This window comes from Rhodomicrobium sp. R_RK_3 (assembly GCF_002198715.1).
Taxonomy (GTDB): domain Bacteria; phylum Pseudomonadota; class Alphaproteobacteria; order Rhizobiales; family Rhodomicrobiaceae; genus R-RK-3.
This window is the reverse complement of record NZ_MWLK01000012.1, coordinates 1-26,456: the sequence shown is the minus strand read 5'-3', so window position 1 is coordinate 26,456 and position 26,456 is coordinate 1. Positions and strand designations below refer to the sequence as shown.

24 protein-coding genes, 2 tRNA genes and 1 riboswitch are annotated in these 26,456 nt (G+C 65.7%); of the genes, 13 read left to right on the top strand and 13 right to left on the bottom strand.

What is annotated here, in order from left to right:
* Positions 1–23 precede the first annotated feature (23 nt).
* Positions 24–95, bottom strand: a riboswitch (cobalamin riboswitch).
* 99 nt (positions 96–194) lie between these two features.
* Both BLEFHOIH_RS05585 and BLEFHOIH_RS05580 read left to right on the top strand, forming a co-directional pair.
* The gene (locus tag BLEFHOIH_RS05585) at positions 195–770 is read left to right on the top strand and encodes a histidine phosphatase family protein (RefSeq protein WP_088343536.1); all 576 of its coding nucleotides are present in this window, start codon (positions 195–197) and stop codon (positions 768–770) included.
* A 286-nt stretch (positions 771–1,056) separates the two neighbouring features.
* Positions 1,057–2,580: a DEAD/DEAH box helicase gene (locus BLEFHOIH_RS05580; protein ID WP_088343535.1), complete on the top strand. Its 1,524-nt coding sequence runs from the start codon at positions 1,057–1,059 to the stop codon at positions 2,578–2,580.
* Between the two features lie 211 nt (positions 2,581–2,791).
* Here BLEFHOIH_RS05580 and BLEFHOIH_RS05575 read toward each other — a convergent pair whose 3' ends face one another.
* The 7 genes from BLEFHOIH_RS05575 to BLEFHOIH_RS05545 form a co-directional block, all read right to left on the bottom strand.
* Positions 2,792–3,124 carry a type II toxin-antitoxin system PemK/MazF family toxin gene (locus BLEFHOIH_RS05575; RefSeq protein ID WP_088343534.1) on the bottom strand — a complete coding sequence of 111 codons (333 nt, stop codon included), beginning with the start codon at positions 3,122–3,124 and terminating at the stop codon, positions 2,792–2,794.
* A complete protein-coding gene (locus tag BLEFHOIH_RS05570) occupies positions 3,124–3,381 on the bottom strand; it encodes an antitoxin (protein WP_088343533.1) in 258 nt (85 codons plus the stop codon). The genes BLEFHOIH_RS05575 and BLEFHOIH_RS05570 overlap by 1 nt, the downstream gene beginning before the upstream one ends.
* A gap of 130 nt (positions 3,382–3,511) precedes the next feature.
* A tRNA-Ala gene (locus BLEFHOIH_RS05565) sits at positions 3,512–3,587 on the bottom strand.
* Positions 3,588–3,720: 133 nt separating this feature from the next.
* The gene (gene tkt / locus BLEFHOIH_RS05560; protein ID WP_280950376.1) at positions 3,721–5,727 is read right to left on the bottom strand and encodes a transketolase; all 2,007 of its coding nucleotides are present in this window, start codon (positions 5,725–5,727) and stop codon (positions 3,721–3,723) included.
* A 144-nt stretch (positions 5,728–5,871) separates the two neighbouring features.
* On the bottom strand, positions 5,872–6,720 hold the full coding sequence (locus BLEFHOIH_RS05555) for a fumarylacetoacetate hydrolase family protein (protein ID WP_088343531.1): 849 nt from the start codon (positions 6,718–6,720) through the stop codon (positions 5,872–5,874).
* A gap of 168 nt (positions 6,721–6,888) precedes the next feature.
* On the bottom strand, positions 6,889–7,680 hold the full coding sequence (gene hisN, locus BLEFHOIH_RS05550) for a histidinol-phosphatase (RefSeq protein ID WP_088343530.1): 792 nt from the start codon (positions 7,678–7,680) through the stop codon (positions 6,889–6,891).
* A 338-nt stretch (positions 7,681–8,018) separates the two neighbouring features.
* On the bottom strand, positions 8,019–8,921 hold the full coding sequence (locus BLEFHOIH_RS05545; RefSeq protein WP_088343570.1) for an N-formylglutamate amidohydrolase: 903 nt from the start codon (positions 8,919–8,921) through the stop codon (positions 8,019–8,021).
* 337 nt (positions 8,922–9,258) lie between these two features.
* Here BLEFHOIH_RS05545 and BLEFHOIH_RS05540 point away from each other — a divergent pair, with 337 nt between their 5' ends.
* Complete coding sequence (locus BLEFHOIH_RS05540) at positions 9,259–10,707, top strand: deoxyribodipyrimidine photo-lyase (protein ID WP_088343529.1); 1,449 nt, start codon at positions 9,259–9,261, stop codon at positions 10,705–10,707.
* Between the two features lie 3 nt (positions 10,708–10,710).
* Here the strand turns inward: BLEFHOIH_RS05540 and BLEFHOIH_RS05535 are convergent, their stop codons facing one another.
* Entirely contained in the window at positions 10,711–11,745 is a 1,035-nt protein-coding gene (locus BLEFHOIH_RS05535; RefSeq protein ID WP_170937015.1) for a HAMP domain-containing sensor histidine kinase, read from the bottom strand.
* Between the two features lie 545 nt (positions 11,746–12,290).
* On the opposite strand from BLEFHOIH_RS05535, the gene BLEFHOIH_RS05530 reads away from it, so the two are divergent.
* The 4 genes from BLEFHOIH_RS05530 to BLEFHOIH_RS05515 all read left to right on the top strand — a co-directional run bounded on the left by BLEFHOIH_RS05530 (position 12,291) and on the right by BLEFHOIH_RS05515 (position 16,568).
* Positions 12,291–12,665, top strand: coding sequence for a phasin (locus BLEFHOIH_RS05530; protein WP_088343527.1), 375 nt, complete (start codon positions 12,291–12,293; stop codon positions 12,663–12,665).
* A gap of 105 nt (positions 12,666–12,770) precedes the next feature.
* Entirely contained in the window at positions 12,771–13,748 is a 978-nt protein-coding gene (locus BLEFHOIH_RS05525; protein WP_088343526.1) for a phasin family protein, read from the top strand.
* Between the two features lie 196 nt (positions 13,749–13,944).
* The gene (gene mnmA / locus BLEFHOIH_RS05520) at positions 13,945–15,075 is read left to right on the top strand and encodes a tRNA 2-thiouridine(34) synthase MnmA (protein WP_088343569.1); all 1,131 of its coding nucleotides are present in this window, start codon (positions 13,945–13,947) and stop codon (positions 15,073–15,075) included.
* A 29-nt stretch (positions 15,076–15,104) separates the two neighbouring features.
* Positions 15,105–16,568, top strand: coding sequence for a glycosyltransferase family 39 protein (locus BLEFHOIH_RS05515; protein WP_088343525.1), 1,464 nt, complete (start codon positions 15,105–15,107; stop codon positions 16,566–16,568).
* Here the strand turns inward: BLEFHOIH_RS05515 and BLEFHOIH_RS05510 are convergent.
* The gene (locus BLEFHOIH_RS05510) at positions 16,550–17,332 is read right to left on the bottom strand and encodes a glycosyltransferase family 2 protein (protein WP_088343524.1); all 783 of its coding nucleotides are present in this window, start codon (positions 17,330–17,332) and stop codon (positions 16,550–16,552) included. The two genes, BLEFHOIH_RS05515 and BLEFHOIH_RS05510, sit on opposite strands and share 19 nt — an antisense overlap.
* A gap of 174 nt (positions 17,333–17,506) precedes the next feature.
* Here BLEFHOIH_RS05510 and BLEFHOIH_RS05505 point away from each other — a divergent pair, with 174 nt between their 5' ends.
* The 3 genes from BLEFHOIH_RS05505 to BLEFHOIH_RS05495 all read left to right on the top strand — a co-directional run bounded on the left by BLEFHOIH_RS05505 (position 17,507) and on the right by BLEFHOIH_RS05495 (position 20,018).
* Positions 17,507–18,154, top strand: coding sequence for a class I SAM-dependent methyltransferase (locus BLEFHOIH_RS05505; RefSeq protein WP_088343568.1), 648 nt, complete (start codon positions 17,507–17,509; stop codon positions 18,152–18,154).
* Between the two features lie 74 nt (positions 18,155–18,228).
* Positions 18,229–18,305: transfer RNA gene (locus tag BLEFHOIH_RS05500), tRNA-Met, on the top strand.
* A 492-nt stretch (positions 18,306–18,797) separates the two neighbouring features.
* Positions 18,798–20,018, top strand: a complete 1,221-nt coding sequence (locus BLEFHOIH_RS05495; RefSeq protein ID WP_280950377.1) for a heparan-alpha-glucosaminide N-acetyltransferase domain-containing protein — start codon at positions 18,798–18,800, stop codon at positions 20,016–20,018.
* Positions 20,019–20,157: 139 nt separating this feature from the next.
* On the opposite strand, the gene BLEFHOIH_RS05490 is transcribed toward BLEFHOIH_RS05495, so the two are convergent.
* Positions 20,158–21,855, bottom strand: a complete 1,698-nt coding sequence (locus tag BLEFHOIH_RS05490) for a thiamine pyrophosphate-binding protein (protein WP_088343522.1) — start codon at positions 21,853–21,855, stop codon at positions 20,158–20,160.
* Positions 21,856–21,999: 144 nt separating this feature from the next.
* On the opposite strand from BLEFHOIH_RS05490, the gene BLEFHOIH_RS05485 reads away from it, so the two are divergent.
* On the top strand, positions 22,000–22,464 hold the full coding sequence (locus BLEFHOIH_RS05485; protein ID WP_088343521.1) for an Lrp/AsnC family transcriptional regulator: 465 nt from the start codon (positions 22,000–22,002) through the stop codon (positions 22,462–22,464).
* Between the two features lie 21 nt (positions 22,465–22,485).
* Here the strand turns inward: BLEFHOIH_RS05485 and BLEFHOIH_RS05480 are convergent, their stop codons facing one another.
* Entirely contained in the window at positions 22,486–23,133 is a 648-nt protein-coding gene (locus tag BLEFHOIH_RS05480; protein WP_088343520.1) for a TetR/AcrR family transcriptional regulator, read from the bottom strand.
* 106 nt (positions 23,134–23,239) lie between these two features.
* On the opposite strand from BLEFHOIH_RS05480, the gene BLEFHOIH_RS05475 reads away from it, so the two are divergent.
* Positions 23,240–24,076, top strand: a complete 837-nt coding sequence (locus BLEFHOIH_RS05475) for an oxidoreductase (protein WP_088343519.1) — start codon at positions 23,240–23,242, stop codon at positions 24,074–24,076.
* A 29-nt stretch (positions 24,077–24,105) separates the two neighbouring features.
* On the opposite strand, the gene BLEFHOIH_RS05470 is transcribed toward BLEFHOIH_RS05475, so the two are convergent.
* Complete coding sequence (locus tag BLEFHOIH_RS05470) at positions 24,106–25,059, bottom strand: helix-turn-helix domain-containing protein (protein WP_088343518.1); 954 nt, start codon at positions 25,057–25,059, stop codon at positions 24,106–24,108.
* A gap of 81 nt (positions 25,060–25,140) precedes the next feature.
* Between BLEFHOIH_RS05470 and BLEFHOIH_RS05465 the strand changes: the two genes are divergently transcribed.
* The gene (locus BLEFHOIH_RS05465) at positions 25,141–26,022 is read left to right on the top strand and encodes an AraC family transcriptional regulator (protein ID WP_088343517.1); all 882 of its coding nucleotides are present in this window, start codon (positions 25,141–25,143) and stop codon (positions 26,020–26,022) included.
* Here BLEFHOIH_RS05465 and BLEFHOIH_RS05460 read toward each other — a convergent pair.
* Positions 26,010–26,246 (bottom strand): hypothetical protein, encoded by a 237-nt coding sequence (locus BLEFHOIH_RS05460; RefSeq protein ID WP_088343516.1) that lies wholly within the window; start codon positions 26,244–26,246, stop codon positions 26,010–26,012. The genes BLEFHOIH_RS05465 and BLEFHOIH_RS05460 overlap by 13 nt on opposite strands.
* Positions 26,247–26,456 lie beyond the last annotated feature (210 nt).

Genomic DNA, 26,456 nt, shown 5'->3' with positions numbered 1-26,456 from the left:
GACGAAATGGGCGACGGGGTCAGGTCTGGCTTACGGAGAGCGAAAAAGCTCACCGGTTACAGTGGCGCGACCGCTCCGGATTTGCACCGGCTTCCAAACCCGTCATTAACCAATACTATCCGGGCGAGTGGCATTAAAGTCAACGAGATCGCACCGCGCTTGCGGTGGTTCCCTATCCGCCGGGAGAGCATGCCATGCCGACGCGCCTCACCCTGATCTGCCACGGCGCCACCGCCGCCACGCGCGACGCCCGCTTTCCGCGCGACGAGCCGCTGGAGCCGAAGGAGGCGGCGCGCGCCGCCGCGCTGGCCGGAGGGTTGCGCCGCGCCGATCTGGTGCTGACCGGCCCGGCGCAGGCCGCGCGCCAGACGGCGGCGGAATTCGCGCCCGAGGCGGTCGTCGAAGCTGCGCTGCGGGATTGCGATTACGGCGACTGGTCGGGACGCAGCATCGCCGAAATCCACGCCGAGGACCCGGACGGCCTTGCCGCCTGGCTGACCGAGCCGGACGCCGCCCCGCATGGCGGCGAGTCGATCGAGGCGCTCTGCGCCCGTATATCCGTATGGCTGGACGCCTGCCGGGCGCGCGGCGGCCACATCGTCGCCATCACCCACAACACCGTCATCCGCGCCGCCCTGCTTGCCGTGCTGGACGCCCCGCTCGCCTCCTTCTGGCGCATCGACATCGAGCCGCTCGGCCTGCTCGACCTGCGCAGCGACGGCACGCGCTGGAGTTTGCGCGCCTCCGCCGCCGCTGCCCGTAACCCCTAAGCAACAACCCTGATTTTCCTTTTGGCTTTCGCGAAGCGGCGCACCATGTTATGCAGTGCACGCGTCCCCATCCGGGGACAAACCGGTGCTACAGCCGCGTGAAGGACTTTGGACGGCGTTTGGTGACTTAAGTCTCGCCCCATCGTTCCCCTGTTGAGCCCTATAGAGATTTCCACGGACACCCAGGCCACGCGGGGCGTCTTCGAAACGTTCCGCCCCAAGCTGCGCCCGACGGCATTGCTGCTGTCTGGCTGCGCGCGCGGCCATGATTTGAAAGAACCTGACATTGACAGACTTTAATACGCTCGGCCTCAATCCGTCCCTTCTGAAAGCGCTCGCCGACGAAGGCTATACGGTGCCGACCCCGATCCAGACCCAGGCGATCCCGCATGTGCTCGCGGGCCGCGACCTCTTGGGCATCGCCCAGACCGGCACCGGCAAGACGGCGGCCTTCGCGCTGCCGATCCTGCACCGGCTCGCCGCCAACAAACGCCCGGCGCTGCGCCAGGGCGCGCGCGTGCTCATCCTCGCGCCGACCCGGGAACTCGCCAACCAGATCGCCGCCAGCTTCCGCACCTATGGCCGGCATATGGGCCTGACCGTCGCCACCATGTTCGGCGGCGTCTCGCACCGGCCGCAGATCGCGGCGACCCGCAACGGCGTCGACGTGCTCGTCGCCACGCCCGGCCGCCTCATCGACCACATGGACGAGCGCAATATCACGCTCTCCGGCACCGAGATTCTGGTGCTTGACGAAGCGGATCAGATGCTCGACATGGGCTTCATCCGCCCGATCAAGCAGATCATCCGCACCATTCCCGCCAAGCGCCAGAACCTGTTCTTCTCCGCCACGATGACGAACGACACCAGCAAGCTGGCGGCCGAAATCCTGCGCGATCCGGTCGAGGTTTCGGTGACGCCGCGCTCCAAGACGGCCGACCGCGTCGCCCAGCGCGTCATCCATATCGAGGCGCCGAAAAAGCGCGCTCTGCTGGTCGAGCTGTTCTCCGACCCGGCTCTCAGCCGTACGCTGGTCTTCACCCGCACCAAGCGCGGGGCGGACAAGGTCGCCCGGCATCTGGAGAGCTTCGGCGTCGCCGTCTCGGCGATCCACGGCAATAAGAGCCAGGGCCAGCGCGAAGCCGCGCTCGCCGCGTTCAAGACCGGCCGCATCCGCGCGCTGGTCGCCACCGACGTCGCCGCGCGTGGCATCGACATCGACGAAGTGACGCATGTGGTCAATTACGAGCTGCCGAACCTGCCGGAAAGCTATGTCCACCGCATCGGCCGCACGGCGCGCGCGGGCGCCGAAGGCATCGCCATTTCGCTCTGCGACGCCGAGGAACGCGCCTATCTGCGCGACATCGAAAAGCTGATCCGGCAATCCATCCCCAGCACCAACCGCTGCGGCGACACGTCTCTGGTCGCGGAGGAAAAGGGGGCTTCGTCAGCCGCCGATCAGCGCGGCCGCAATGGCGGCGGACGTTCGGGCGGCGGTCGCTCGGAGCGCTCCGGCGGCGGCTATCGCTCGGAACGCAATGGCGAGGCGCGGCGCTCGGATGGCGCAGGTCGTGGCCGTGGCGCGCCGCAGGCTGCCAAGGCGCGTGTGGAAGGCGCAGGCGGCGGCGCCGCGCGCGATGCGCGTCCCGCTTCGACGGATGCTCGGCCCGGCGCTCAGCGCCGCCCGGAACAGCCCTCGCGCGGGCGCTCGGCCGGCCGCAACGCCCCCGCGCTCAGCAGCGGCTCCTGGCGCCCGACCAGCGGCGGCAAGAAAAGCGGCGGCGGCCAGCGCTCGCAGCCATCCCGGTAATAACGCGCCGGCGATCAGCCGATGCCAGTGATGATCGAGCGGACGGGTTGCCTGAGGGCACCACGTCCGCTTTTTCGTTCGCTCGCACGCTTTGTCGGCCTGGCAGCGGCGCGGACCCGGCGCGGATGCGCCGCTGCGGAGCGGCATGAGATCAGGCCGACCCCTTCTCGAACTATCCGCGAAGGCGCCTCGGCGCGCAGCAGGCGGATGCTCAGACGAATATCGTTACGAGCTTGGCAAGCACTTCGTCCATGACCTCCTCGGGCACGCTTTCCAGCCTGCGGGCCTTGCGCGCGGCAAGGTCCAGGACGCGGGGCTGATCGCAGCGGACGACGCCGGTGGTCTTGGTTCCCGCGCCCGTCAGCATGACGGCGAAGCCGGCGGTGCGGGCGAAATCGCCCCGGGAGGTCACCGGAAGCACGACGGGAAGCTTGGTCATGCGGTTGAAAGCGGCCGGGGAGACGACGAGGACCGGTCTGCGCCCTCTCTGCTCGCGGCCTTCGGTGGGATCGAGCGAGACCATGTAGATGTCGCCGCGCTCCATCAGATCAGCTCACCGCCCTTTGGCCGATCATTGGCCCAGGCGCGGTCGTCTTCGCTGGCGGGCGCATTCGGATCGCATTGGGACAGCAGTTCATCGAGCGTGTAATGCGGGCGCGGCCGGGCTTCGATGATCAGCCGGTTGCCCTCGACGCTCAAGCCGACCGGAGCCCCGGCGGACAGGTGAAGCATGTCCAGGATCGCGGGCGGAACCGCGAGCATGACGGAGCCGCCGACCTTGCGCAAATTGGTGCTGTGCATGTGAGCCTCCAGCCGAGTTATACTTTTATATAACTTCAGCCCGGCGCCATTTCAAGCACGGCCGGACCCTGCGCGCGAAGCGACGCGGCGCGTCTCGGAAGCAAGGATTTATCTGAACGCTGAGGAGGTTTGGTGGAGCCAGGCGGGATCGAACCGCCGACCTCTTGAATGCCATTCAAGCGCTCTCCCAACTGAGCTATGGCCCCTCGCGGAGATGATGTCTTATGCGTTTCCTGGCCCCGGATCAAGGGAAACGTGCGCGATTTCTGTCATTGTTTGACGCTGCGGATAATCGGCCGCGGCGGAGGGCGGCGCGGGGCCGCCGACCGTCTCCGCGACCTAGCCGAGCGCCGCCCGAGCGGCCGCGACGATGGCCTCTGTGGTGATGCCGAAATGGCGATAGAGCGCTTCCGCGGGGGCGGAGGCGCCGAAGCCGGTCATGCCGATGAAAGCGCCGTCCGGGCCGATCCATTCGTCCCAGCCGAAGCGGACGCCCGCCTCGACCGCCACGCGCGGCGCATTGCCCAGCACCTCCCGGCGGTATTCTTGCGGCTGCTTGCGGAACAGCTCCCAGCTCGGCATCGAGACGACGGCGGCGGCGATGCCGTCCGCCTCCAGCGCCTTTGCGGCAGCGAGGGCAAGCTGCACCTCGGACCCGGTCGACAGGATCGTGACCTGACGCGCGGACCCCGGCTCATGCACCACGTAAGCGCCCTTCGCCGTCAGATTGGCCGCCTGTTCGGCGCGGGCGGGAAGCGCGGGGAGCCCCTGCCGCGACAGGCACATGACCGACGGCATGTGCTCGGCCTCGAGCGCCGCCGCCCAGGCTTCCGCCGTCTCCATGGCATCGGCGGGGCGGAACACCAAGAGGTTCGGGATCGCCCGGAGCGCCGCGAAATGCTCGACCGGCTGATGCGTCGGGCCGTCTTCGCCAAGGCCGATGGAATCATGCGTCATGATGTGGATGACGCGGATGCTCATCAGCGCGCCGAGCCGGATCGCGGGCCGCGAATAGTCGGAGAAGGTGAGGAAGGTGCCGCCGAAGGGGATGAAGCCGCCATGCAGCGCAATGCCGTTCATCGCCGCCGCCATGCCGAATTCGCGCACGCCGTAATGGATGTAGCTGCCGGAGAAATCGCCCGGCTTGACCGGCTTGGCCGCCTTGGTCTTGGTGCCGTTCGAAGGGGTGAGGTCGGCCGAGCCGCCGATCAGCGCCGGCAGCGCGGCGGTCAGTGCCTCCAGCACCGCCTGCGAGGATTGCCGCGTCGCCAGCTTGGGCATGTCCTTGGCGAATTGCTCCTTAACGCGCGCGACCGCGCCATGCATCGCCTCGCCGATCTCGCCGGACAGCGCGACAGCCAGATCCTGGCCGCGCGGATCCTCCTGGATGCGCTGAAGCCAGGCCTGCCGCTCCGAGCGCCCGTAAGCCGGCGCGCCGCGCCACGCCTCCAGAATATTGCCCGGCACTTCGAAGGCCGGATAAGGCCAGCCGAGCGCTTCGCGCGCCTTGCCGATTTCCTCCGCGCCGAGCGGGGAGCCATGCGTCGCCGACGTCCCCTGCTTGTTCGGCGCGCCCTTGCCAATGATGGTCTTGCAGGCGATCAGGCTCGGCTTGCCGCTGCGGCGGGCGGCTTCGATGGCGGAGAAGATCTGCTCCTCGTCATGCCCGTCGATCCGGTGCACGTCCCAGCCGGCGGCGGCGAAGCGCGCGGCCTGATCCGTCGAGGTCGAAAGCGAGGTCGCGCCGTCGATGGAGATCGAATTGTCGTCCCAGAACACGATCAGCTTGGACAGCTTGAGATGTCCGGCGAGATCGATCGCCTCATGGCTGACGCCTTCCATCAGGCAGCCATCGCCGGAGATCACATAGGTGAAATGGTCGACCAGCTTGTCGCCGAAGCGGGCGTTTTGCAGCCGCTCCGCGATCGCCATGCCGACCGCCGTGGCGAGGCCCTGGCCGAGCGGCCCGGTGGTGGTCTCGATGCCCGGCGCGTGACCGTATTCCGGATGGCCGGCGGTGATCGAGCCGAGCTGGCGGAAATGCTTGATCTGCTCGATGGTCATCTCCGGATAGCCGGTGAGATAGAGCAGCGAATAGAGCAGCATCGAGCCGTGGCCGGCCGAGAGCACGAAGCGGTCACGATCCGGCCAGTCGGGCGCGGCCGGGTCATATTTCAGGAAGCGGGTGAACAGCACGGTCGCCACGTCGGCCATGCCCATCGGCATGCCGGGATGGCCGGAATTGGCCGCCTCGACGGCGTCCATGGACAGCGCCCGGATGGCGTTGGCAAGGTCACGCAGCGGCACGGCGCCGCCCGGGTTTTGGGGGGTCTGCTGAACGGTCACGGCTCTCTCCGGCTCCCTGTCCGCGCCGCTTTTTGCGGCGGCGGACCAAAATCTGCCCAGTAAATGGACCGATCGGGCGCGAGAATCCAGCATGATTGCAGGGATTTGCGAAATCATGCCGGAAACCGGCGTTCGGGAGCCGTGCTAGAGCTTGAAGGGAACCACCTTCTGCCGCTGCTCGCCGAGCCCTGCGATACCGAGCCGCATCTCGTCGCCCGCCTTGAGGTAGAGCGGCGGCTTCATGCCGAGGCCGACGCCGGGCGGTGTGCCCGTCGCGATCAGGTCGCCGGGCATCAGCGTCATGAAGCGGCTGATATAGCTGACCAGGAACGGCACATGGAAGATCATCGTCGCCGTCGAGCCGGTCTGGCGGCGCTCGCCATTGACGTCGCAGAACATGGCCAGTTCCGAGACATTCGGGATCTCGTCCTTGGTCACCAGCCAGGGCCCGATGGGGCCGAAGGTGTCGCAGCCCTTGCCCTTGGTCCACTGGCCGCTGCGCTCGAGCTGGTATTCGCGCTCGGAGACGTCATTGATGACGCAGTAGCCGGCGACATAGTCGAGCGCCTTGGCTTCCTCGACATAGCGCGCCTTGGTGCCGATGACGATGCCGAGTTCGACCTCCCAGTCGAGCTTGACCGAATCCATCGGCAGCATGACGTCGTCATTGGGGCCGACGATGCAGGATGTGGCCTTGCCGAACAGGATCGGCTCGGCCGGGATCGGCATGTTGCTTTCGGCGGCGTGGTCGGAATAGTTGAGGCCGACGGCGACGAATTTCGGCGAATTGGCGACGCAGGCGCCGAGGCGCGGTTCGCCGTGGATGACCGGCAGAGTCGCCGGGTCGAGGGCGGCGAGCTTGGCGAGGCTGTCCGGGCCGATGGTCGCGCCGGTGATGTCGGGGATGACGCTGGAGAGATCGCGGACGCGGCCTTCCGCATCCAGCATTCCCGGCCGCTCGCTGCCGGCCGGTCCAAAGCGCAGTAATTTCATCCCAAGCGTCCTTTCCCCGATGCGTCGCGCCGGTTGCCTGCGGCGCGTATGGCCCATGGCGGGCGTTGCGCCATTAAGCGGTGCGCGGCCGGGGCTGTCAATCGGCGGAGACGCCGCTTACAGTGCCACTTTGTCGTAGCGAGACGAGACGCCGCGCTTCAAACCGCGCTAACCCGCCAGCGCCCGCATCGCCGCCTCGTGCAGGGAGGGATCGCCGACCGCCAGGATCTGGCCGCCTTGCGCCGGATCGCCGCCGTCCCAGGTGGTGACCTTGCCGCCGGCGGCATGGATGATCGGGATCAGCGGGGCGATGTCGAACGGTTTCAGGCTCGCCTCGGCGACGATGTCGACAAAACCCATGGCGAGCATGCAATAGGCATAGCAGTCGCTGCCGAAGCGGGTCATGCGGCACGATCTCGACAGGCTGCCGAAACGCCCGGGCTCATCGCCTTTGAACATGTCGGGGGTCGTGGCGGCCAGAACGGCGCCGGACAAGGACGCGCAAGGCCGCGTCTCGATGAGCTGCTCGCCGGCGCTGCCGCGAAAATGCGCGCCGCTCAGCGAGTTCCAGAAGCGCTCGCCGGTATAGGGCTGGTCCATCATGCCGAGCAGCGGCACGCCCTCATGCGTCAGGCCGATCAGCGTGCCCCAGGTCGGCAGGCCGAGGATGAAGGCCTTGGTGCCGTCGATCGGGTCGAGCACCCAGCGATAGGGACCGGCGGCGGGCTTGTCGTCGAATTCCTCGCCGAGAATGCCGTGGCTGGGGAATGTCTGCTCGATCTGCCGGCGCATGACCTGCTCCGCGCCGCGATCCGCCTCGGTCACAGGGTCGAAGCCGACATCCAGCTTGTTGTCGATGGCGCCGCGGGCGCGAAAATGCGGACGAATGACGTCGCCCGCTAAGTCCGCGAGCTTATGCGCGAAGCTCACGAAATCGTCGGTGACAGTGACGCCGGTCATCTCTATGGGTTTTGACACAATTTTCCGCCGATTATTTTTGATGACAAACTATGCATAATGCCGCTATTTGTTGCACTTATCTCAGGCCTAAGCGTCAACGCTAAGGCAACGCGTTGCTTTTTTGCAACAAAATGGGCGTTTTGTCGCTCCCCCTCCGGAAGTTATTGATTTTTGTGCGCTGCAATGTCATCTTTTGCAGTGCGGGATGGGTCGTGAGAACGATCTAGACCGCAGCCCTCCTTGGGCGTTTCCTCCCTAGACTTGGGCCGTTCGAAAGCCTCGAACGGCCCTTTTTTCTTGTCCGCAGCGTCGATTATTGTCCGCGTTTGGGCCTCGCCTTATTCGGCGGCAGCCCGCCTGGGTGCCAGGCAATCCGGCAGCGACTGGACGATGTTGCCTGCCAGGTTGGTCAGGTTCGCGCGCAGATTCCGGAAATCCCGTCTCAGCGCGAGCGTCTCCTCGTCCATGTACAGCGCCCGGTTGACCTCGATCTGCAGCGTATGCAGCCCCTCGTTGGGGACGCCGTAGCGCTCGGTGATGTAGCCGCCCGCATAGGGCTTGTTCAGCGCCACCTTATAGCCGAGCCCGACCAGCAGCCGCTCGATCATCCGCACCATGTCGCGCGCGCAAGACGTGCCGAAGCGGTCCCCGAGCACGAAGTCGACCTTCTGCAGATTGGTGCGGTCGCCCTGATAGGATGGCATGGAGTGAAAATCGATCAATACGGCATAACCGAATCGCTGACGTGCATCGTTCAAGAGGCTGGATAGCGCCGTGTGATAGGGCTTATAGAGCCGGTTGATGCGCTCGAGCGCCGCGCTGACGGCGAGCGGCCCGCGATAGATCTCTTCCTGCTCGTTGACGATGCGCGCGATGGTGCCCAGGCCCCCGACGACCCGCAGCGAATGGGTGTTGGCGTAATCCGGCAGCGTCTCGGCGAAGAGAGCCGGGTCGAGCTCATAGGGCTCGCGGTTGACGTCGAGATAGGCGCGCGGGAAATGCGCGTGCATCAAGGTCGCGCCGATATTGACCACGCCCGCCAGGAGCAGATCGACATAGGCGTCCTCGGATTTCCGCAAGGCCGGCGCGGTCAGCCGCGAGGCGTTGAGGAACGCCGTCGGGTAGGTGCGCCCGCTATGGGGGGAGTTGAAGATGAAGGGGGTCGCCGCGTGCTCCGGCTTCAGAATCGTGAAGGGAGGATTAAGCTCGGTTTCGATCGACTGAGCTTCAATATCTTGCATCTTGCGAAAATACCTGACGAACTTCGCCAGCATGGGTCACGCCAATTTCGCGAGACGAATGTCTGGCCTGGGGGATGAGTGGGTCGAAGGCTGCATATGAGTTCCGCGCCGATCATTTGAATTGTCGTTCGACCCCCATGGGGCCGAACCGTTTCCCTCCGAATTGCGACATCCGCGTTCGGGCATGTGAGCCGAATTCCTCTGCCGGGGCAAGTACGCAGTAGGCTTTAACTGGGACTGCCTTGGGGCGATGTGAAGAGATGCAAAGACCATACTCTACCTGAATTCCGCAGCATGACGGCAGAAAAATTACACTCTGATGGATAAGTGTTGAGGGATGGCCCCAAGACCGATTCTTTTGTGGTTCCGCCGCGATCTACGGCTCAGCGATAACGCCGCGCTGGAGGCCGCCGCCGCGAGCGGCGCGCCGGTCATTCCGGTCTATGTGCTGGACGATGAAAGCGCCGGGGACTGGGCGATCGGCGGGGCGGGCCGCTGGTGGCTGGCCGGGAGCTTGCGGGCGCTCGGCGCCGATTTGCAGGCGCGGGGATCGCGGCTGATCCTGATGCGAGGAGAGACCCTCAAGGTGCTCAGCGCGCTGGCGAAAGCGACCTCCGCCGAGGCCGTCTATTTCACCCGTGGCTATGAGCCTTGGGCAAGGCGGCTGGAGACCGCGCTTCACGCAAGGTTGAAAGCGGAACAGGTGGCCTGCCGCCGGTTCGGCGGTCATCTGCTGCTGGAGCCTGAGGCGGTGGCGAACAAGGCGGGCGAGCCGTTCAAGGTGTTCACGCCGTTCCACCGGGCCTGCGCCGCGATGGAGCCGCCGCCCGCCCCCTTGTCCGCGCCGAAGATGCTCGCTGCGCCGGCGCGGTGGCCCATGAGCGACACGCTCGAGGATTGGGCGCTTGAACCCCGACGGCCCGATTGGGCGGGCGGGATGCGCGCCTTCTGGACGCCGGGCGAAGCAGGCGCGCGGCGGCGGCTGGACGAATTCATCGAAAATGCCCTCGCGGATTATGCCGAGGCCCGCAACCGCCCGGATATCGACGGCAGCTCGCGCCTGTCGCCGCATCTGTCCTTCGGCGAGATCAACCCCCGCCAGGTTTGGCATGCGGTCGAGCACGCCGCCGCGATGACCCCCGCGCGCCAGCGTGGCGCCGCCGCCTATACCCGCGAGCTCTATTGGCGCGAATTCTCCTATCATTTGCTGTTCCATTATCCGGACCTGCCCGAAAAACCCTTCCGGCCCGAATTCGCCGCCCTTCCCTGGAAGCCTGACGCCGCGTCGCTCGCGGCGTGGCAGCGCGGCCGGACCGGCTATCCTTTCGTCGATGCCGGGCTGCGCCAGCTCTGGTCGATCGGCTGGATGCACAACCGCGTCCGCATGGCCGTCGCCTCGCTGCTGACCAAGCACCTGCTCATTCCCTGGCGCGAGGGTGAGGCGTGGTTCTGGGACACGCTGGTCGATGCCGATCTCGCCAACAACGCCATGAACTGGCAATGGGTTGCCGGGTCCGGCGCCGATGCCGCGCCCTATTTCCGCATCTTCAATCCGATGCTGCAGGGCCGGAAATTCGATCCCGATGGCGACTATGTCCGGCGCTGGGTGCCCGAGCTTGCGGCGATGCCGGCCGAGCTTATTCATGCGCCGTGGGAGGCGTCCAACGCCGTGCTGAAGGCCGCCGGCGTCACGCTCGGGTCGACCTACCCGCTGCCGATCGTCACCCACGAGGCGGGGCGGCGTCAGGCGCTGGAGGCTTACGAAACGATCAAGGCGGGCCGCTGACGGTCAGGCTTCGACGCCGGCGAAGGTGATCTCGACCGTCGTCCCCTTGCCGCGCACGCTCTCGATGGCGAGTTCGCCCCCCGCCGCTTCGACCAGCTTGCGCACCAGCGGCAGGCCGAGGCCGGAGCGGCCCGGCGCCGGCTGGGCCTTCTTCCGGCCCGAGCCGAGCACCGACCGGATCTCCTTCTTGGTCATGCCGCGCCCGTCATCGGCGACGCTGAGGCGGACCATGCCGTCCTTTCTCAACCGCGCCTTGACCTTGATCCGGCCGCCCGTCTTCTGATGGCGCACGGCATTCATCAGCACGTTCAGCAGGATCTGCTTCACCACGCGCTCGCCCGCGGCGAGCAGCGGCAGCCGTCCGCCGGTATTGCGCGACACTTTGATGCCCGCGCTCTTGGCCAAAGGCGCGATCAGCCGCAGGCAGCTCTCGACCATCGCGCTGATCGCGACCGGTTCCGGCTTGGGGAAAATATCGCCCGGGCGGAGGATGCGGTCCGAGAAATCGCCGAGGATGGCCAGCGCCAGATGCGCGCTCTCCATGATGTCGGCCGCGTAGCCGCGCAACCGGTCCTGGGCGCGGCCGGGCGGGGCACTGTCGCGGATGCGCTCGGCAAAGCCGAGGATGACGGCGAGCGGATTGCGCAGCTCGTGGCTGAGTTCGCGCACGCCGAGTTCGAGCGCTTCACGGTCGAGGCCAGGAGCGGCGCTGGGGCGAGGAGGCGGGACCCCTCCGCCGCGTCCTTCGCGCTTCGAGAGCCGGGCGGCGATCGAGTCGAGCGCGGCGCGGTCGGACTTGCTGCCGCGCGCCTCCGGCTCTCCGCCGGCATTCGCCTCTCGTGCGGGCATTGCGGCCGCCGGACTGGGCGCGCCGCGCGCCTTCTCCTCGCCGAGCGCCTTGACGATCAGGCCCGGATGCCCCCCGGCGACTTCCAGCGTCTGCAGATGGCAGCGCACGGCCCTGCGACCAGACGCCGCAGGCAGCGTCACGACCTCCACCCACTCGCGCCGCTCCGTCTCCCGCGCGAGCGCATTCATGCGGTCGGCGGTTTTGCTGCGCGGCGAAAAATGTCGGGCTCTCAAGGAGTCGTTGGAGGCCTCGCCCCAGAAATCGCGGCCCGCCTGATTGGCCCACAGTATGCGGCGGCTGCCTGCGTCCCAAACCCAGACAGGTTCTTCCGCGGTCAGAAAATCGCCGAGGGAAAGGTGCGATCCTGTGCCGCTGTCGCTATTCATAACGCTTAAATCTACTTTTTAACCAACGGTTAGCCAAGTTTATTGCCGCACCCCATCAACACCGGTATCGGCAAAAATTACAAGCGCGTGCGCGACACGGCTGAGGCTTTTCCCTGCGACATGCTTAACGCGGATTTCTGTTAGCGGTGCGATTCATCACTGTACTGACTAGACGAAAGTATGAGAATCATCCATTCCTAGGCCCAGTTGCAATTATTGCACTGCAAAAACATATTGCATTGCACAACGTTTTTGGTTAAATCTTCAGCGTTGCATAGCAATTGGGCAATGCTCCCCGGGGCAAGCCGCTGGCGTACGTCACCCCCACTAGTTAAGAGGCGAAATTCATGCAATACACTCCTGAATTCGAGATCCCGTCTTCGGTCCGCGACATTGCCGGCAAGTCTGTCGAACAGGCCAAGGACGCATACGGCAAGTTTGTCGATGCCGCACGTCAGGCGCAAGACATGGTCGCCAAGTCGACGGAAGTGCTGGCGGTCGGCGCCAAGGAAATGAACGAAAAAGTCTTCAGCTTTGCCGAAGCCAATACCAAGGCGGGCTTCGAAGTCTGCACGCGTCTTGCTCAGGCCCGCGACGTCAAGGAAGCTCTCGAGATTCAGACGCAGTTCGCGCGCAGCCAGATGGAAGCCTACGCGCAGCAGGCTCAGGAACTCTCCCGCATTTTGGCGGCTTCCGCTCAGAAGGCGCAGCCGATCAACTAAAGCGTTCCTTGCCGTCCGGCAGGCCTCGCAGGATTGAGCCAGATCGGCGGTTGCTGATCTGGCGCGACGGCCAAGGCGAACGCACAGACAAAGGAGGATCGTGATATGTCCGACGACACGGATTCCACTCACCGGACCCCTCTCTCGTCCAGTTCCTCCACCCCGTCCGGCACGAGCGCGCTGAGCGTGACCATCGAGGCCGCGCCCGGTGAGGCCGCCGCCCCTGCCGAAACGGAAATCGCTACCGCCCCCGCCGACGCGTCGCCTGCCCCCATCGAGGACGTCGCGCCGCTCGCGGGCGAGCCCGCCGAGCCGGTTGTCGCCGGCGCCGCCGAAACCGCCGACCCGACGCCGCCGACTGTCGATGCTGAGGCGCCGCTCGAGGGTGAGCCGTCCGATCCGGTCGTCGCCACCGGGGCCGAATCCGAAGCGCGGGCCTCCTATGAGCGTCTTTCCGAATATGTCGAGGCCGCCGCGTCCGAGCCGGTTGCGGAGTTCGTCGCCGAGACAATCGTCGAGCCTGCCGAAGAAGTTCATGCCGAGCCGGTCGCCGAACAGCTTGCGGAAAGCCACGAGTGGGCTGAGGACATCGCTCCGGAAGGCACCGGCGCAGCGCCCGCCGAAATCGCTGCTGCTCCCGAGCCGGAGCCCGAGCCCGAAGTCACCCGGCTGGTGGCGGTGCCGAACGAGCCCGATCCCGCATTGACCGAGAGATTGCGCGCCGCCGTCCGCGAGACCATCGCCCAGAATGAGGCCAAGCAGGACCGCGCCTATCAGGTCTTCGGCCAGGCCTCGGCGCATCTGAAGGTCGCGCTGGACGAAGCCGGCCACGACGCCGCGAGGATCACCTTCAAGCTGATGGAGTTCGCGCAAGCCAATGTCCGCAGCAATCTCGAATTCGCCCGCGAATATGCCGCCGTGCGCAGCGTCCCCGATATTTTCGACCTGCAGGCGGCCTATTTCAAACGGCAGATGGCGCTGATGAATGCGCAGGCCGAGGAGTTCCGCAAGCTGACGGCGGAAATCACCTCCAAGTCCGCCGCGCCGTTCAAGAGCGAAATCAAAGTCCTGACCGGCCGCTGATCGCCCATTCAGGGCGTTCCCGCGACACCCGTGCCGCCCCGGCCGAGCCATGGCTTGCTCCCGGGCGGCACATCTCTATATTGGCGCGGAAGAGAAGCGGCGGCGCGTCCGCCGTCAGCCCGCGAAAAGACCCATGAACCACACGCCACGCGCCACCGATTTCGCACCCGCCGCCCGCGGCCAGACCGGCCACGGACTGAACAGCCTCGGCTTGCCGCGCGCGCCCGGCGCAACGCGCGTCGTGGTCGCCATGTCGGGCGGGGTGGACAGCTCCGTGGTCGCCGCGCTGCTGAAGCGCGAGAGCTATGATGTCGTCGGCATCACGCTGCAGCTCTACGATCATGGCGCGGCCACGGCCCGGAAGGGCGCCTGCTGCGCCGGCCAGGACATTCACGACGCCCGCCGCGTGGCGGCGGCGCTCGGCATTCCGCATTACGTGCTGAATTACGAGGAGCGCTTCCGCAAGAGCGTCATCCAGCCCTTCGCCGACAGCTATATCGCCGGGCAGACGCCGGTGCCCTGCATCGCCTGCAACCAGTCGGTCAAGTTTAAGGACCTGCTCGAGACCGCCCGCGACCTGTCCGCCGACGCCATGGCGACCGGCCATTACGTCGCCAGCCGCCCCGGCACGTCCGGCTGGGAAATGCTGCGCGCCGCCGACGCCGAGCGCGACCAGAGCTATTTCCTGTTCGGCACCACGCGCGAGCAGCTCGATTTCCTGCGCTTCCCGCTCGGCGATCTGCGCAAGGACGAGACGCGCCGCCTCGCCGCCGAACTCGGCGTGCCCGTGGCGCAGAAGCCCGACAGCCAGGACATTTGCTTCGTCCCCTCGGGCCGCTACACCCGCATCGTCGAGAAGCTGCATCCCGGCGCCGCCGAGCCCGGCGAGATCGTCCATGTCGACGGCCGCGTGCTGGGCCGCCATGAGGGCATCATCCATTACACCGTCGGCCAGCGGCGCGGCATCGGCATCGCGGGCCCCGAGCCGCTCTTCGTCATCAGCCTGGACGCCGGTGCCCGCAAAGTCGTCGTCGGCCCACGCGAGGCGCTGAAGGCGCATGTCATTACCCTGCGCGACGTGAACTGGCTGGGCGACGGCATGCTCACCGATCTGCCCGCCGATGGCCTCGCCGTCTGGGCCCGCATCCGCTCCTCGCAGCCGCCTCAGGCCGCCACACTTTTCGCGCAAGGTCGGCGCATTAGCGTGCGGCTGCATGAGGGCGAGGACGGCATTTCGCCTGGCCAGGCCTGCGTCCTCTATGATAGCGATGCGCCACGCGCCCGCGTTCTCGGTGGCGGCTTCATCGAAGCGGCGGCCCGCGAATAGCAGCCTGGCGGCAGCCCAGGGGGGATTTAATGCCTGATCAGCCGCTCGAACGCATCGCGCGCTGGACGCCGCTCTTCATCCTGACCTATTTCACGGCGCAATTCCTCATCCGCGTCACCCTGTCCGGCAATCTCGAAATCGACGAAGCGCAATTCGTCGGCGAGACCTATCTCGCCCTTGGCTACGGCAATTCGCATCCGCCGCTCTATAATTGGCTGGTCGCGGGCTGCGTCTGGCTGATGGGCGGCTATTGGCCGGCGGGCGTCGCGCTGCTGAAGAACCTCCTGCTCGCCGGCACCTATCTGCTCGGCTTCGACATCGCGCGCCGCGTCACCGGGCGCGCGCTGACCGGGCTCATCCTCGTCGCCTCCTTCCTGCTGCTGCCGCAGGTCGTCTGGAAATCGCAGATTACGCTCGCCCATACGACGCTGGTGATGTTCGCCGTCGTCGCCGTGCTGCACGCGGTCGTCTGCATCGCCGAGCGGCCGGATGCGCGCAACTATCTCTGGCTCGGTCTCGCGGCCGCCATCGGCGGACTGGCGAAGTACAATTTCTTCCTGATGCTGGTCGCCATCCTGATCGCCGCCGCCAGCATCCCCTATCTCCGCGCCCGGCTGTTTACCCGCAAGCTGGCCTATTCCATCGCGCTTTTCGCGGTGCTGTTCGCGCCGCATCTGATCTGGGCGGCGCAGAATATCGCTCAATCCACCCAGCGCATGGCCAAGCTCGAGCGCAGCAACGATTTGTTCGGCGGTATCGACATCCCCTGGCTCGGCCTCGACGGCTTCCTGGCCTCGCTGGTCGCCCTGGCAGCCTGGACCGGGCCGCTGTTGCTCGCCTGGTTCGCGATCCGGCATTTCAGCACCGCCAAGCCGGAGGAGCCAAGCCCGCCCTCCAGCGAGCGCACGCAAGCCTTCATGCAGCTTTTCGGCCGCTCGGCCGCCATCGGCCTCGGGACGTTCCTCGCCATCGTGCTGTTCGGCGACCTTCACACCGTGTTCGAGCGCTATTTCACGCCGATCCTGATTACGGTCCCGCTCTGGCTGGTGCTGGCATGGCCGATGGAAGGGCATGGGCGCGCGCCGCTGCATTTCCTGCGCCTCGGCGCGTTGGTCGCGCTGCTGATGGTCACCGCCTGGCCCGCCTGGATCGGCTTCGGCCGCGAGCAACTGGCCTATCCCTATGAATCCTTCGCCGCCACCATCGGCGAGCGGGCGAGCGGTCCCTTCGCGATCCTGGCGCAGCAACGCCGCGCCGCCGCCAATCTGGCCATCCGGCTCGACCGCGCCAGCGTCTGGGAGGAGGGATCGCGTCCGGATCAGGTGGTGCTGCTCTGGGATGGCCGCCAGGACGCGCCGCCGAAAGATCTGATCGAACAGCTCGGCACCGGCTTCGAGCCGCGCGGCGCACCGCTGAAGATGAGTTACCCTTACGACAATTTCTCCGGCCACCGCGCCGGCCTCAACGCCTGGGTCTATGCGCGCAAGCCGTAGCTTCGCGCCGGGCCGGCGGTCTCGCGGCTGCTGCCGCGGGCCTCTTCGGCCACCACGCCGCGATCGCTATAGCGCCGGATCAGCCAATAGACGCCGATCAGGTCCAGCACAGAGACGATGGCGCGGTCGAACAGCCCGTATTTCGACTGCCCATGCACCCGCGCCCGGTCGTTGACCGGGATCTCGCGCACCGCATAGCCGTGCCGCCGGGCGAGCGCGGGCAGGAAGCGGTGCATGTTGTCGAAATAGGGCAGCTCCCTGGCGAGCGCCGCCGGAAGCACCTTGAAGCCGCAGCCGGCATCCCGCGCCGTATCCTTCAGCGCCCAGCGCCGGATCAGATTGGCGGAGCGCGAGGTGAGCTTTTTAACCAGCCCGTCATTGCGGCGTCTGCGCACACCCGCATAGATCGCTTGATCCGGGCCGGCGGCGATTTCGCTCCAAAGCGCGGCCAGATCGGCGGGATCGTTCTGCCCGTCGCCGTCGAGCGTTGCGATCCATTTGCCCTCAGCCGCCTCGAATCCGGTCTTGAGAGCGGCTGATTTCCCCGCCCGCCGCCCGTGAACGATAATGCGCAGCCCTGCGTTATTTTGCATCAGCGGCAGGATTTCCGCCCGCGTCCCGTCCGTGCTGCCATCGTCCACGACGACGATTTCATAGGCAAGGCTCGGAGCGCGCTGACCCACGACCATCACAATTTCATTGATTAATTGCGCCAAATTGCTTTCTTCGTTATGCGCAGGGATCAATATGGTTAGGTCGGGCATTGGTGGCTTGCTCGCTGGGGCTCAATCCGCTCAAGGGCCGCTTATACGCGCCTGAATGCGAAGATTAAAGCCTGATCGCGCCGGATGGCGCGGCTTGCGCACTGGTTGAAGAGTCACGCGGCGGAGCGGTATGCTTGGGCTTCCGTCACCTGCGAACTGGAGTTCGACATCGACATGGCGGCACAGCAGAAAGTCCTCAACACCACGACCGTGCGCGAAGCCTACAGGCGATGGGCGCCGGTCTACGACACCACCTTCGGCACGATCGCTGCCGCCGCCCGCCGCAAGGCCGTGGAGCACATCAACCAGCGGCGCGGCACCGTGCTGGAAGTCGGCGTCGGCACCGGCCTCTCCCTGCCCAATTATGCCCCCTATCTGAAGATCAGCGGCATCGACCTGTCGCCGGAAATGCTCGAAAAGGCCCGCGAGCGCGTCGCCAAGGAAGGCCTGCGCAACATCGAGGGTCTGCGCGAGATGGACGCCGCCCATCTCGATTTCGCCGACGATTATTTCAACACCGTCGTCGCCATGTATGTGATGACCGTCGTGCCCGATCCGGACAGGGTGATGGCCGAGCTGGAGCGCGTCTGCGCGCCGGGCGGCGAGGTGATGATCCTCAACCATTTCAGCCAGGATCACGGCGCCCGCGGCTGGGTCGAGCGCAAGATGGCCCCCTTCGCCGACAAGCTCGGCTGGCACCCGATCTTCCCGCTCGAGCGCGTCATGGTGCGCCCGCGCCTGTCGCTGATCGAATGCGTCCCGCTCTGGCCGATGGGCCTGTTCACTCTGGTCCGCTTCCGCAAGCTGAAGGCTTCGGCGTAAGGCGCCGGCGGGTTCAAATCGGCCGCGCCCCGCTCTTGACGCTGACGGCGGCGCTGCCTATACCTTTACCCGATGGCGGGGTAGCTCAGTTGGTTAGAGCGGCGGAATCATAATCCGTAGGTCCCCGGTTCAAGTCCGGGCCTCGCTACCAAAGATTTCAATGCGTTAAATCGCCGGCCGACATTTCGGCACCGACCGGGCCGAGGTGATGCGCGAGGCCCCGTTTTCAGTCGTCGCCTCGTCGACGTCGTGTCCCAGAGCGGGCGTCGACCTGAACGTGGAAAGCCGCCGGTCCGCGAAAACCTCAATACATCCAAGCTTTGCACTTCTTAATTCGTGCTTCGGTGGCCGCCAAGCATGGCTTTGATCGTCGCGAGCGCATCGCACCGCCCCGGCGCCGACCGTGGTGCGTATCATCTTTCCGGCCGAGGCGCCGCGCTATCTCGGCTCGATGCATTTACCGTCAGCGGGGTGGCCGGCGCGCACCGCCTGGAATGAATAATGCTCCTGCGCCAGGTTGCGTTACAGTAACAACGGGGACCGTTACGATCCCCCTACGAGCGTAACACTTGAGATCTTGCGAATAGAGCGCAGGCATCGCAACGCTGCCGCAGTATTCGAAGCGCGGCATTGGGAGTGCGATGTGCGTTTGGCTCGATCCCTCAATAATTCGGGCACGGCTTCGTGTCGCGCAGCGGGAGGGACGGCGGCGGCCGTACAGGCGACAGCCCGTCATCGCGTCGATTCCATCGACCTCCTCAGGGGGGCGGTGATGATTTTGATGACCCTCGACCACGCACGCGACTTTTTCAGCGCCGGGGATTCGCATAATTACGCCGAACCACAGCTCTTCCTCGTTCGCTGGCTCGCCCACGTTTGCCCGACGGTCTTTATTTTCCTTGCCGGGACATCAGCCTATCTTTATGTGCGCCGCCGGACGCTCGGCGAGGCCAGCCGCTTCCTGCTGACCCGCGGGCTGTGGCTGGTGCTGGCCATCCAATTGCTGGTGATGACGCTCCCTTGGGCCATCAGCCCCGTCCATAAGCTGCCGGTCGGCAATGTCATCTGGGCAATTGGCGGTTCGATGATTGCGATGGCGGCGCTCGTCTGGCTGCCGCGCTGGGCGCTGATCGTCTTCGGCGTGTCGCTGATTGCCGGACATAATCTCTTCGATGCCGTCTCCCCGGTCGATTTCGGTGCCCTCGGGTGGCTCTGGGTGCTCCTGCATGAGGGCGGCGGCATCGCGGTCGGCCACGGTAAGACGATTTACGTGCTTTACCCCCTGGTGCCTTGGATCGCGGTCATGGCGATGGGCTATGCGCTGGGGCCGGTCTTCCAGTGGGAGGCCCCGCAGAGACGGTTTCTGCTGGCCGGCCTCGGCTTGCTGCTGATTCTTGGCCTCATCGTGCTGCGTGCCGGCAATGTCTATGGCGACCCTAACCCCTGGCAGACCCAGCAGACCGTGCTCGCGACGGTGCTGTCCTTCATCGACTTCCAGAAATACCCGCCTTCATTGCTTTACCTGATGATGACATTGGCGGCGGCATTTTTGGCTCTGGCCGCCATCGAGCGGTACCCGGGTCCGGCAGCGCGGATCATCACCGTCTACGGCCGGGTTCCGCTGATCTATTATATCGCCCATATCTATCTGCTGCATGCTCTCGCGCTCAGCTACGTCCTGATCACCTTTCCCGGCCTCTCCTGGATCGCCAGGCAGCCGACGGATAGGCCCGCCGGTTACGGATTGGGGCTGCCTATGATCCTGCTCATTTGGGTCGCCGTGGCGCTGGTTCTCTACCCGCTCGTACATTGGTTCGCGGCGGTGAAACAGCGCCGCCGCGACTGGTGGCTAAGCTATCTCTAGGCTATAAGGCAGCGCATCGGTGCGTCCTCCGCATGAGCCGCGCAACGAAACGTTAATCTTCTTAACCGGCAATTTGCCGGCATTTGAGCCACCGCTCCTCGCGGTCGCGCGTAATCTACGCGCCCGAGATTGCGCGCGATCAGGCCGTGCCGATCGGTATTTCGACGAGATTGGGAAGACCCGAAGCGATCCCAGCCGCAACCGCGTCGCCGATATCGCCCGCGCTCTCCACGCGCCTCGCCGCCACGCCGAGTGATCGCGCCAGGCCAACGAAGTCGATGGCAGGATCGGCCAGCTCCATTCCGACAAATCGGCTTTGCCATGCATTTGCGCTCATCGTCCGCCGGCGCATCGCAACTTTCAGAATGTTGTATTCGCGGTTGTTCATGACCACGAAGGTGACGGGCAGCTTTTCGTGCGCGGCCGTCCACAGGGCCTGCGGCGAGTACATCGCGGCGCCGTCACCGAGAACGGCGACGACCGGCTGCCGGTCGAGCCCAAGAGACGTGCCGATCGCCGCCGGCATGGCCCACCCGAGGATGGCGCTGCGGGTGAACAGATATTGGCGGCACGACCATGAGCGCAGGAAGGCTCGGAGATCGCCCATGGTGGCAGGCGCCTCGTCGACGATCGCGACATCGGGGCCGATGGCGCGGGCAACCTCTCCGGCGGCCACATAAGGCGAAATCGGCAGGCTGCCGCCTTCGCGCTCCAGCCTCAGCGCTTGCGCGTCGTGGGCCGCGTCGCGGTCCTTTGCGGCCTTGTCCAATAATGCGGAGACGGCGCGGCGGTGCGGGGTGACCTTGTCGGTCAACAGGGGCAGGAGAGCCCGCAGCGACATTTCGATGTCACCGACGCAGGCAAGGGTCACGGGATAGGTGCGCCCGAGTTCCCCCGGATCGGCGGAGAGCTGATAGACGTTGCAATGCGAGGGAACCGGCGAGCCCTCCGAATAGACGTAGGTGATCAGGGACTGTCCGCCGAGCAGGAAAAGCCCGTCATAGGCCGCCAGCCGGTCACGGATGGCGGATGCCTGGGGCGGCAAGGGTCCGCGCCAGAGCGGATGGGCGGTCGGGAACGGAATATGCCCCGGCCAGGACGACCCGAAGACCGGGGCGGCCAGGGTCTCGGCGAGCCTTACCACTGACTCGCCCGCGCCTGAGGTGAAGACCTCCTCGCCGGCCACCAGGGCCATCTTGCCAGGCAGGAAGCCTGCTAGCGCCTCGCTCATGGCGTCGAGGGAACCGGCAAGCGCACGGGCGTCGACACGCGTCGATGGCGTTCCGGCGCTCGCGGCCGTTATTCCTTCCATCACGTCCAACGGCAGCGACAGAAAGACCGGCCCGGACGGCGCGGCCCGGCTGTCGTTGAACGCCCGGCGGACCAGGACCGGAATCTGGTCGGGATGAGTGACTTCCCGCGCCCATTTGACCACCGGGCTGGCGATGCCGGCCAGATTGCCGGACAGGAGCGGATCCAGGGCGAGGTGACGCAAATCCTGCTGACCCGCCGTCACCACCAACGGCGTATTGGAGACCTGAGCGTTGATGATCGCTCCCATGGCGTGACCGAGCCCGCCGGCGGAGTGGAGGTTGACGAAGCCGACCCGCCCCGACGCTTGCGCATAGCCGTCGGCCATGGCCACGACCGAGGCCTCCTGAAGGCCGAGCACATAGGAAAAATCCCATTGTCCCAGCGCTTCGATGACCGGAAGCTCCGTCGTGCCGGGATTGCCGAACACATAGCGGACGCCCTCGCTATGCAGGATGTCGGCCAGGAGCTCCGCACCCCGGCGCAGCGTTGCCGGCGTGACGCGATCGAATGCCTGGCTTGTCATCGAAACTGGCCTCGCCTCTTGGTCCGCGCTATGTCTGTTCGAGGCAAGGCTAGCCAATCCCACGCGCAATTGGCCGCCTTTCACGGCGCTTGCTCGCCATATCGCGCTATCCAATTGCGCGCAAACCGGCAAAGACGGGATCGCATGCCCCCACGGATTGACGAAACGGATTTGAGTATTCTGCGTGCGTTGCAGCGGGATGGACGGCTGCAGAATCTCGAACTCGCGCGCATGGTCGGCCTGTCGCAGTCGCCTTGCCTGCGCCGGGTGCGGCGCCTGGAACAGGAGGGCGTCATTCAGCGCTATGTGGCATTGGTCGATGCCCCGAAAGTCGGCATCAGCCTGACCGTTTTCGCACGCGTCTCCTTGATCGCGCAGGATGCGGAAACCGTCGAAGGTTTCGCCGCTGCCATGCGACGCCTCACCCAGGTTGTCGAATGTCACATCATGGCGGGCGAGTGCGACGCGCTCTTGCGGGTGGTCGCGGCCGATCTCGACGGTTATCGCGCCTTCCAGGCCGCGCATCTGACGCGGGCGAATGGGGTTCAGAACGTCAAGACCGACATCCCCATGCAGACGGTGAAGCTGTCGACGGAGCTGCCCCTTTGACGCTCGGGAGCGTTCCGTGGATCAGCATGCGAGCCGCTCGATTTGCGCGACCAGGGCGGCGCGCCGCCTGTCCTCGGCAAAGCCGAGGAGCAGCGCACAGGTGCCGGTGCTGAACGCGTTGCCGAGGTCCTCGTTCGGAAGCTCTCCCGCGATCCAGAACGAAACGCAGCCGCGGAAGGTGAAGGCGAGCTGTTCCGCGAGCGTCGTTTGCGCGACCGCCTTCATGCGAGCGTCGATGCCGGCGAAATCGCCGAGCGCCAGCGACCACAAGGCGCTCGAGTTCTGCCTGACAAACCCCGGTGTCGGACTGACCACCCCGAGCGAACCCACCACTGCCTTGTGGACATCGGGCTTTTCCAGCAGGAGAGCGACGCTGATGCGCCCCATGGCGAGCACGCGGTCGATGGCATCGCCATCGGGCGCCTCCTCGCGGAAACGCGCCGCCATCCGCTCGATCAGGCGGGATGACAGCGCCTGCATGATCGCGTTCTTGCTGCCGAAATGATTGAACGGCGTCGCAAAGCCGACGCCGGCTTCCGCCGCCAGCGCCCGCATCGAGAAATCCGCCATGGCGCTCTTCTGGAGCAAACGCTCGGCGGCATCGAGCACGATGTCGCGGGTGAGCTGCCGGCTGCGTTCCCGCAGGGGTTGTTGAGCCTTGCCGGCCATGAACCTTCTATCCTCTGCCGCCTGCCTCTTGCAATCTGTATCATGATATCAATATGGAGTCACGATATAGGATGGCGGGTTCCCTGCCGAACGCTGGAGAAGCAGAATGAACAGCAAAACCTTTCTTATTACGGGCGTCAGCTCGGGTCTGGGCAAAGCCTTTGCCGAAGGCGCCCTGAATGCCGGGCACCGCGTCGTCGGCACGCTGCGCAACGAAGACGCGGCGAAGGCGTTCACGGCCCTCGCGCCGGATCGCGCGCACGCCATCCTCCTCGACGTGACGAATTTCGACGCCATTCTTGGAGCTGTTTCGCAGGCGGAGCGCGCGGCCGGTCCGATCGACGTCCTCGTCAACAATGCCGGCTACGGCCATGAGGGCATCTTGGAAGAATCCTCGCTGGAGGAGCTGCGCCATCAGTTCGATGCCAATGTGTTCGGGGCGGTCGCGATGATCCAGGCGGTGCTGCCGGGCATGCGAGCGCGGCGCTCCGGCCGCATCGTCAACGTCACCTCCATGGGAGGTTTCATCACCCTGCCCGGCATTACCTATTACTGCGGCAGCAAATTCGCCTTGGAGGGCATTTCCGAAGCCTTGGGCAAGGAGGTGAAGTCCTTCGGCATCCATGTGACGGCTTTGGCACCGGGCCAATTCCGCACCGACTGGGCCGGGCGCTCGATGATCCGCGCCGAGCGCAGCATTGCCGATTACGACAATGTCATGAACCCGATCCGCGCCGCGCGGCGGGCCAAGAGCGGCAATCAGCCCGGCGATCCCGCAAGGGCCGCGCAGGCGCTGCTCACGCTGGTGGCGGCCGAGACGCCGCCGGTGCGGCTCACTCTCGGGGCGGACGCGCTCAAGCTGGTCGAGGACAAGCTCGAGGCCATGAAGACCGAAATGGCCGCCTGGGAGGAGGTTTCCCGCTCCACCGATTTCGCGTCGTGAGGCGGGAAGCGCGTGCCCCCGCCGATTCATCATGGCGCCCTTACGCGGGTGTTGAAGGCACCCGGCGTATGGCCGAAACGGGCCAGGAAGTTGCGCGCGAAATGCGCGTAGTCGCGATAGCCGCAGGCGCGGGCGACCTCGACGAGGGGCGGCTTGCTCTTCATCTCGGCGCGCCCGTCCAGCAGGCTCGCGGCGTAGTCCAGGCGGCATGATCTCAGGTGGTTGCCAAAGGTCGTGCCGCGCATCGCAAAGAGTTTTTGCAGATAGCGGACCGATATGCCGGCTTCGGCGGCGATATCGGCCGGTCCGAAACCGGGATCGGCGAACTCCCGCTTGATGATGCGGCAGATGCGAAGGAACAATTTGTCGCCCTGCGAGAAATGCTGCGGCAGATCGCCGGCCCCGAACAGCGCGCCGACCAGATTATAGATTGCCCGCTCCATGAAGGTCTGCGCGTCGCCGGATGCCGCATCGGGGTCCTCGATCGCGCCCTCGACAAGGCTCTTCAGCAAGCGCGCCGGCAAAGCGTCATCGCTTTTCCATCTGAGGCCGCCCTGCGGCTCGAAACCGAGATGGGCGGTCAGAGGCCGGCGAGGCAAATGCAGCCCGATCACCCGCCCGGGACCTTCGGCGGGAACAGCCAGTATCGGCCGCGTGGCATCGACCAGGCCGAGGTCTCCGGCAGCCAGCACCGAGGTGCGCTCATCCTGAATGAGAGTGCAGCGTCCGGACAACTGGAACAGCAGCTTGAAATCGGTCATGCCATCGCGTACCGCATCGGAGCGCGTGCGCTTGGCGGATGAAACCGAGGGGGTCGCGAGATCGACAGCAGGCAACCCATATAGATTCAGATATCGCATGGACGCTTTGATGTCGTCATATTCGGCGTATTGGCTTCTTGCGCCGTTCGCCGGACGTGCCTCGACGCGCCACGTTTCGAAATCGGGCGTGGACGCAAGGCAAAATTCGTTGCTCGTCCGCATGAACTCATCCTGTCGCGGAAATTTGGCCAAACCCGTGCCGCTGAACCGCCCATACCTTGATCACCCGTCCCCGATCTCGCCATGATGGATCGACCGGAAAATTTGACCATTCATCCAGAAGCCGGCGTCGACGGTTCGGCCTCCGGCGATCTGCTGTCCCATGCGCTGGCGCATATCCGCCTCAGGGGAGACCATGTCCGGGCCCGCGCCCTCGCGGCCGGCGAGCAATTGGAGCGGACGATCGGGGCAGGCCATGTTTGCGTCGTGACCGAGGGCACGGCGCATGTCGAGGGCGACGCCCACGCCAGGATCGCCGTCGAAACCGGCGACATGGTGATGCTGACAGCCGCCGCGGGCGGTTTGCGCGTGGTCGCGTCGGGCGCGCCCGCGAGCATCACCGTCTTCCGCTTCTGGCTGGAGCCCGACAGCCTCAATGGCATGATCTTCGCGCTGCCCCAATGCATCCACATCAGGCGGGCGGAAAATGCCGAATGGCTCAATGGCCTCGTCCACTATACGCTTCTCGAAGCCGAGACCATGCGGCCGGGCTCCGCCTTGATGATCTCGCGCATCATCGATCTGATGGTCATCCGCACACTGCGCTGGTGGGTTCACCAGGGGCAGACCTCGGGGTGGCTCGGCGGCCTGTCGGACATGCGCATCGCCCGCGCATTGAAGGCCATTCACGAGCAGCCGATGCAGCCATGGAGCATCGAGGCGCTCGCCGGCATTTGCGGCATGTCCCGTTCGAGCTTTTGCGAGCGGTTCGCGGCGCTGGTCGGCCACGCGCCGCTGCGCTACCAGAATGAGCTTCGCCTGACGCTGGCGCGCGAAATGCTGGCCAAGCCGAATGCGCGCGTGGGAGAGATCGGCCTCAGCGTCGGTTACAAGTCGGAGGCCGCGTTCAGCCGCGCCTACAAGGCGCTGTTCGGCCATCCGCCGCGTCAGGCTCAGACGCCCTGACCGCCCGCTCGCTTCGAGGCTCCTGCTGACATGGTACGGGCGCTGAGGCCGAGCGATTCCAGCGCGAGCGGCGCCTGCGCCCCGACCGAGGCGGCGAAATTATAGAGGCCGCGTCCAGGCAGGCCGCCGAACTGCACCGAGAGCGGCTGCAGCAGCTCCGGCACGGCGGCATTGAAGGCGACCGTATGCGGCAGCAGGATAGTATAGCTGAAGGGTTCGATCACCGAACGGTCCTTTCCTGCGACGGCTCCGGGCCATTTGGTACGAGACGGCCAGGCGATCGCCTTGCCGTCTGAAGCGCATTAGGGTGAGGTCGTGTTGTTGGAATCAGAGTCCGGCAGCCGTTTAAGATCCGCAGCCAAGCTCCCTCTCCCATGGGAGACCTTTGCGTATCGAAGGTCCTCTCCCCGTCGTCCCGGACGGCCGTCAGGCCG

Excerpts from the sequence above, each read along its gene's own strand:
- BLEFHOIH_RS05575 (WP_088343534.1), bottom strand. The coding sequence starts at position 3,124 with ATGGAGCGCGGCGACATCTACATGGTCTCGCTCGATCCCACCGAAGGC.
- BLEFHOIH_RS05535 (WP_170937015.1), bottom strand. The coding sequence starts at position 11,745 with ATGAATGCGCTCGCGCGGGAGACGGAGCGGCGCGAGTGGGTGGAGGTC.
- BLEFHOIH_RS05540 (WP_088343529.1), top strand. The coding sequence starts at position 9,259 with ATGGCCCCAAGACCGATTCTTTTGTGGTTCCGCCGCGATCTACGGCTC.
- BLEFHOIH_RS05555 (WP_088343531.1), bottom strand. The coding sequence starts at position 6,720 with ATGAAATTACTGCGCTTTGGACCGGCCGGCAGCGAGCGGCCGGGAATG.
- BLEFHOIH_RS05585 (WP_088343536.1), top strand. The coding sequence starts at position 195 with ATGCCGACGCGCCTCACCCTGATCTGCCACGGCGCCACCGCCGCCACG.
- BLEFHOIH_RS05530 (WP_088343527.1), top strand. The coding sequence starts at position 12,291 with ATGCAATACACTCCTGAATTCGAGATCCCGTCTTCGGTCCGCGACATT.
- BLEFHOIH_RS05470 (WP_088343518.1), bottom strand. The coding sequence starts at position 25,059 with ATGCGGACGAGCAACGAATTTTGCCTTGCGTCCACGCCCGATTTCGAA.
- BLEFHOIH_RS05505 (WP_088343568.1), top strand. The coding sequence starts at position 17,507 with ATGGCGGCACAGCAGAAAGTCCTCAACACCACGACCGTGCGCGAAGCC.
- BLEFHOIH_RS05525 (WP_088343526.1), top strand. The coding sequence starts at position 12,771 with ATGTCCGACGACACGGATTCCACTCACCGGACCCCTCTCTCGTCCAGT.
- BLEFHOIH_RS05545 (WP_088343570.1), bottom strand. The coding sequence starts at position 8,921 with ATGCAAGATATTGAAGCTCAGTCGATCGAAACCGAGCTTAATCCTCCC.
- BLEFHOIH_RS05490 (WP_088343522.1), bottom strand. The coding sequence starts at position 21,855 with ATGACAAGCCAGGCATTCGATCGCGTCACGCCGGCAACGCTGCGCCGG.
- BLEFHOIH_RS05465 (WP_088343517.1), top strand. The coding sequence starts at position 25,141 with ATGATGGATCGACCGGAAAATTTGACCATTCATCCAGAAGCCGGCGTC.
- hisN (WP_088343530.1), bottom strand. The coding sequence starts at position 7,680 with ATGACCGGCGTCACTGTCACCGACGATTTCGTGAGCTTCGCGCATAAG.
- BLEFHOIH_RS05475 (WP_088343519.1), top strand. The coding sequence starts at position 23,240 with ATGAACAGCAAAACCTTTCTTATTACGGGCGTCAGCTCGGGTCTGGGC.
- BLEFHOIH_RS05510 (WP_088343524.1), bottom strand. The coding sequence starts at position 17,332 with ATGCCCGACCTAACCATATTGATCCCTGCGCATAACGAAGAAAGCAAT.
- BLEFHOIH_RS05480 (WP_088343520.1), bottom strand. The coding sequence starts at position 23,133 with ATGGCCGGCAAGGCTCAACAACCCCTGCGGGAACGCAGCCGGCAGCTC.
- BLEFHOIH_RS05515 (WP_088343525.1), top strand. The coding sequence starts at position 15,105 with ATGCCTGATCAGCCGCTCGAACGCATCGCGCGCTGGACGCCGCTCTTC.
- BLEFHOIH_RS05485 (WP_088343521.1), top strand. The coding sequence starts at position 22,000 with ATGCCCCCACGGATTGACGAAACGGATTTGAGTATTCTGCGTGCGTTG.
- BLEFHOIH_RS05570 (WP_088343533.1), bottom strand. The coding sequence starts at position 3,381 with ATGCACAGCACCAATTTGCGCAAGGTCGGCGGCTCCGTCATGCTCGCG.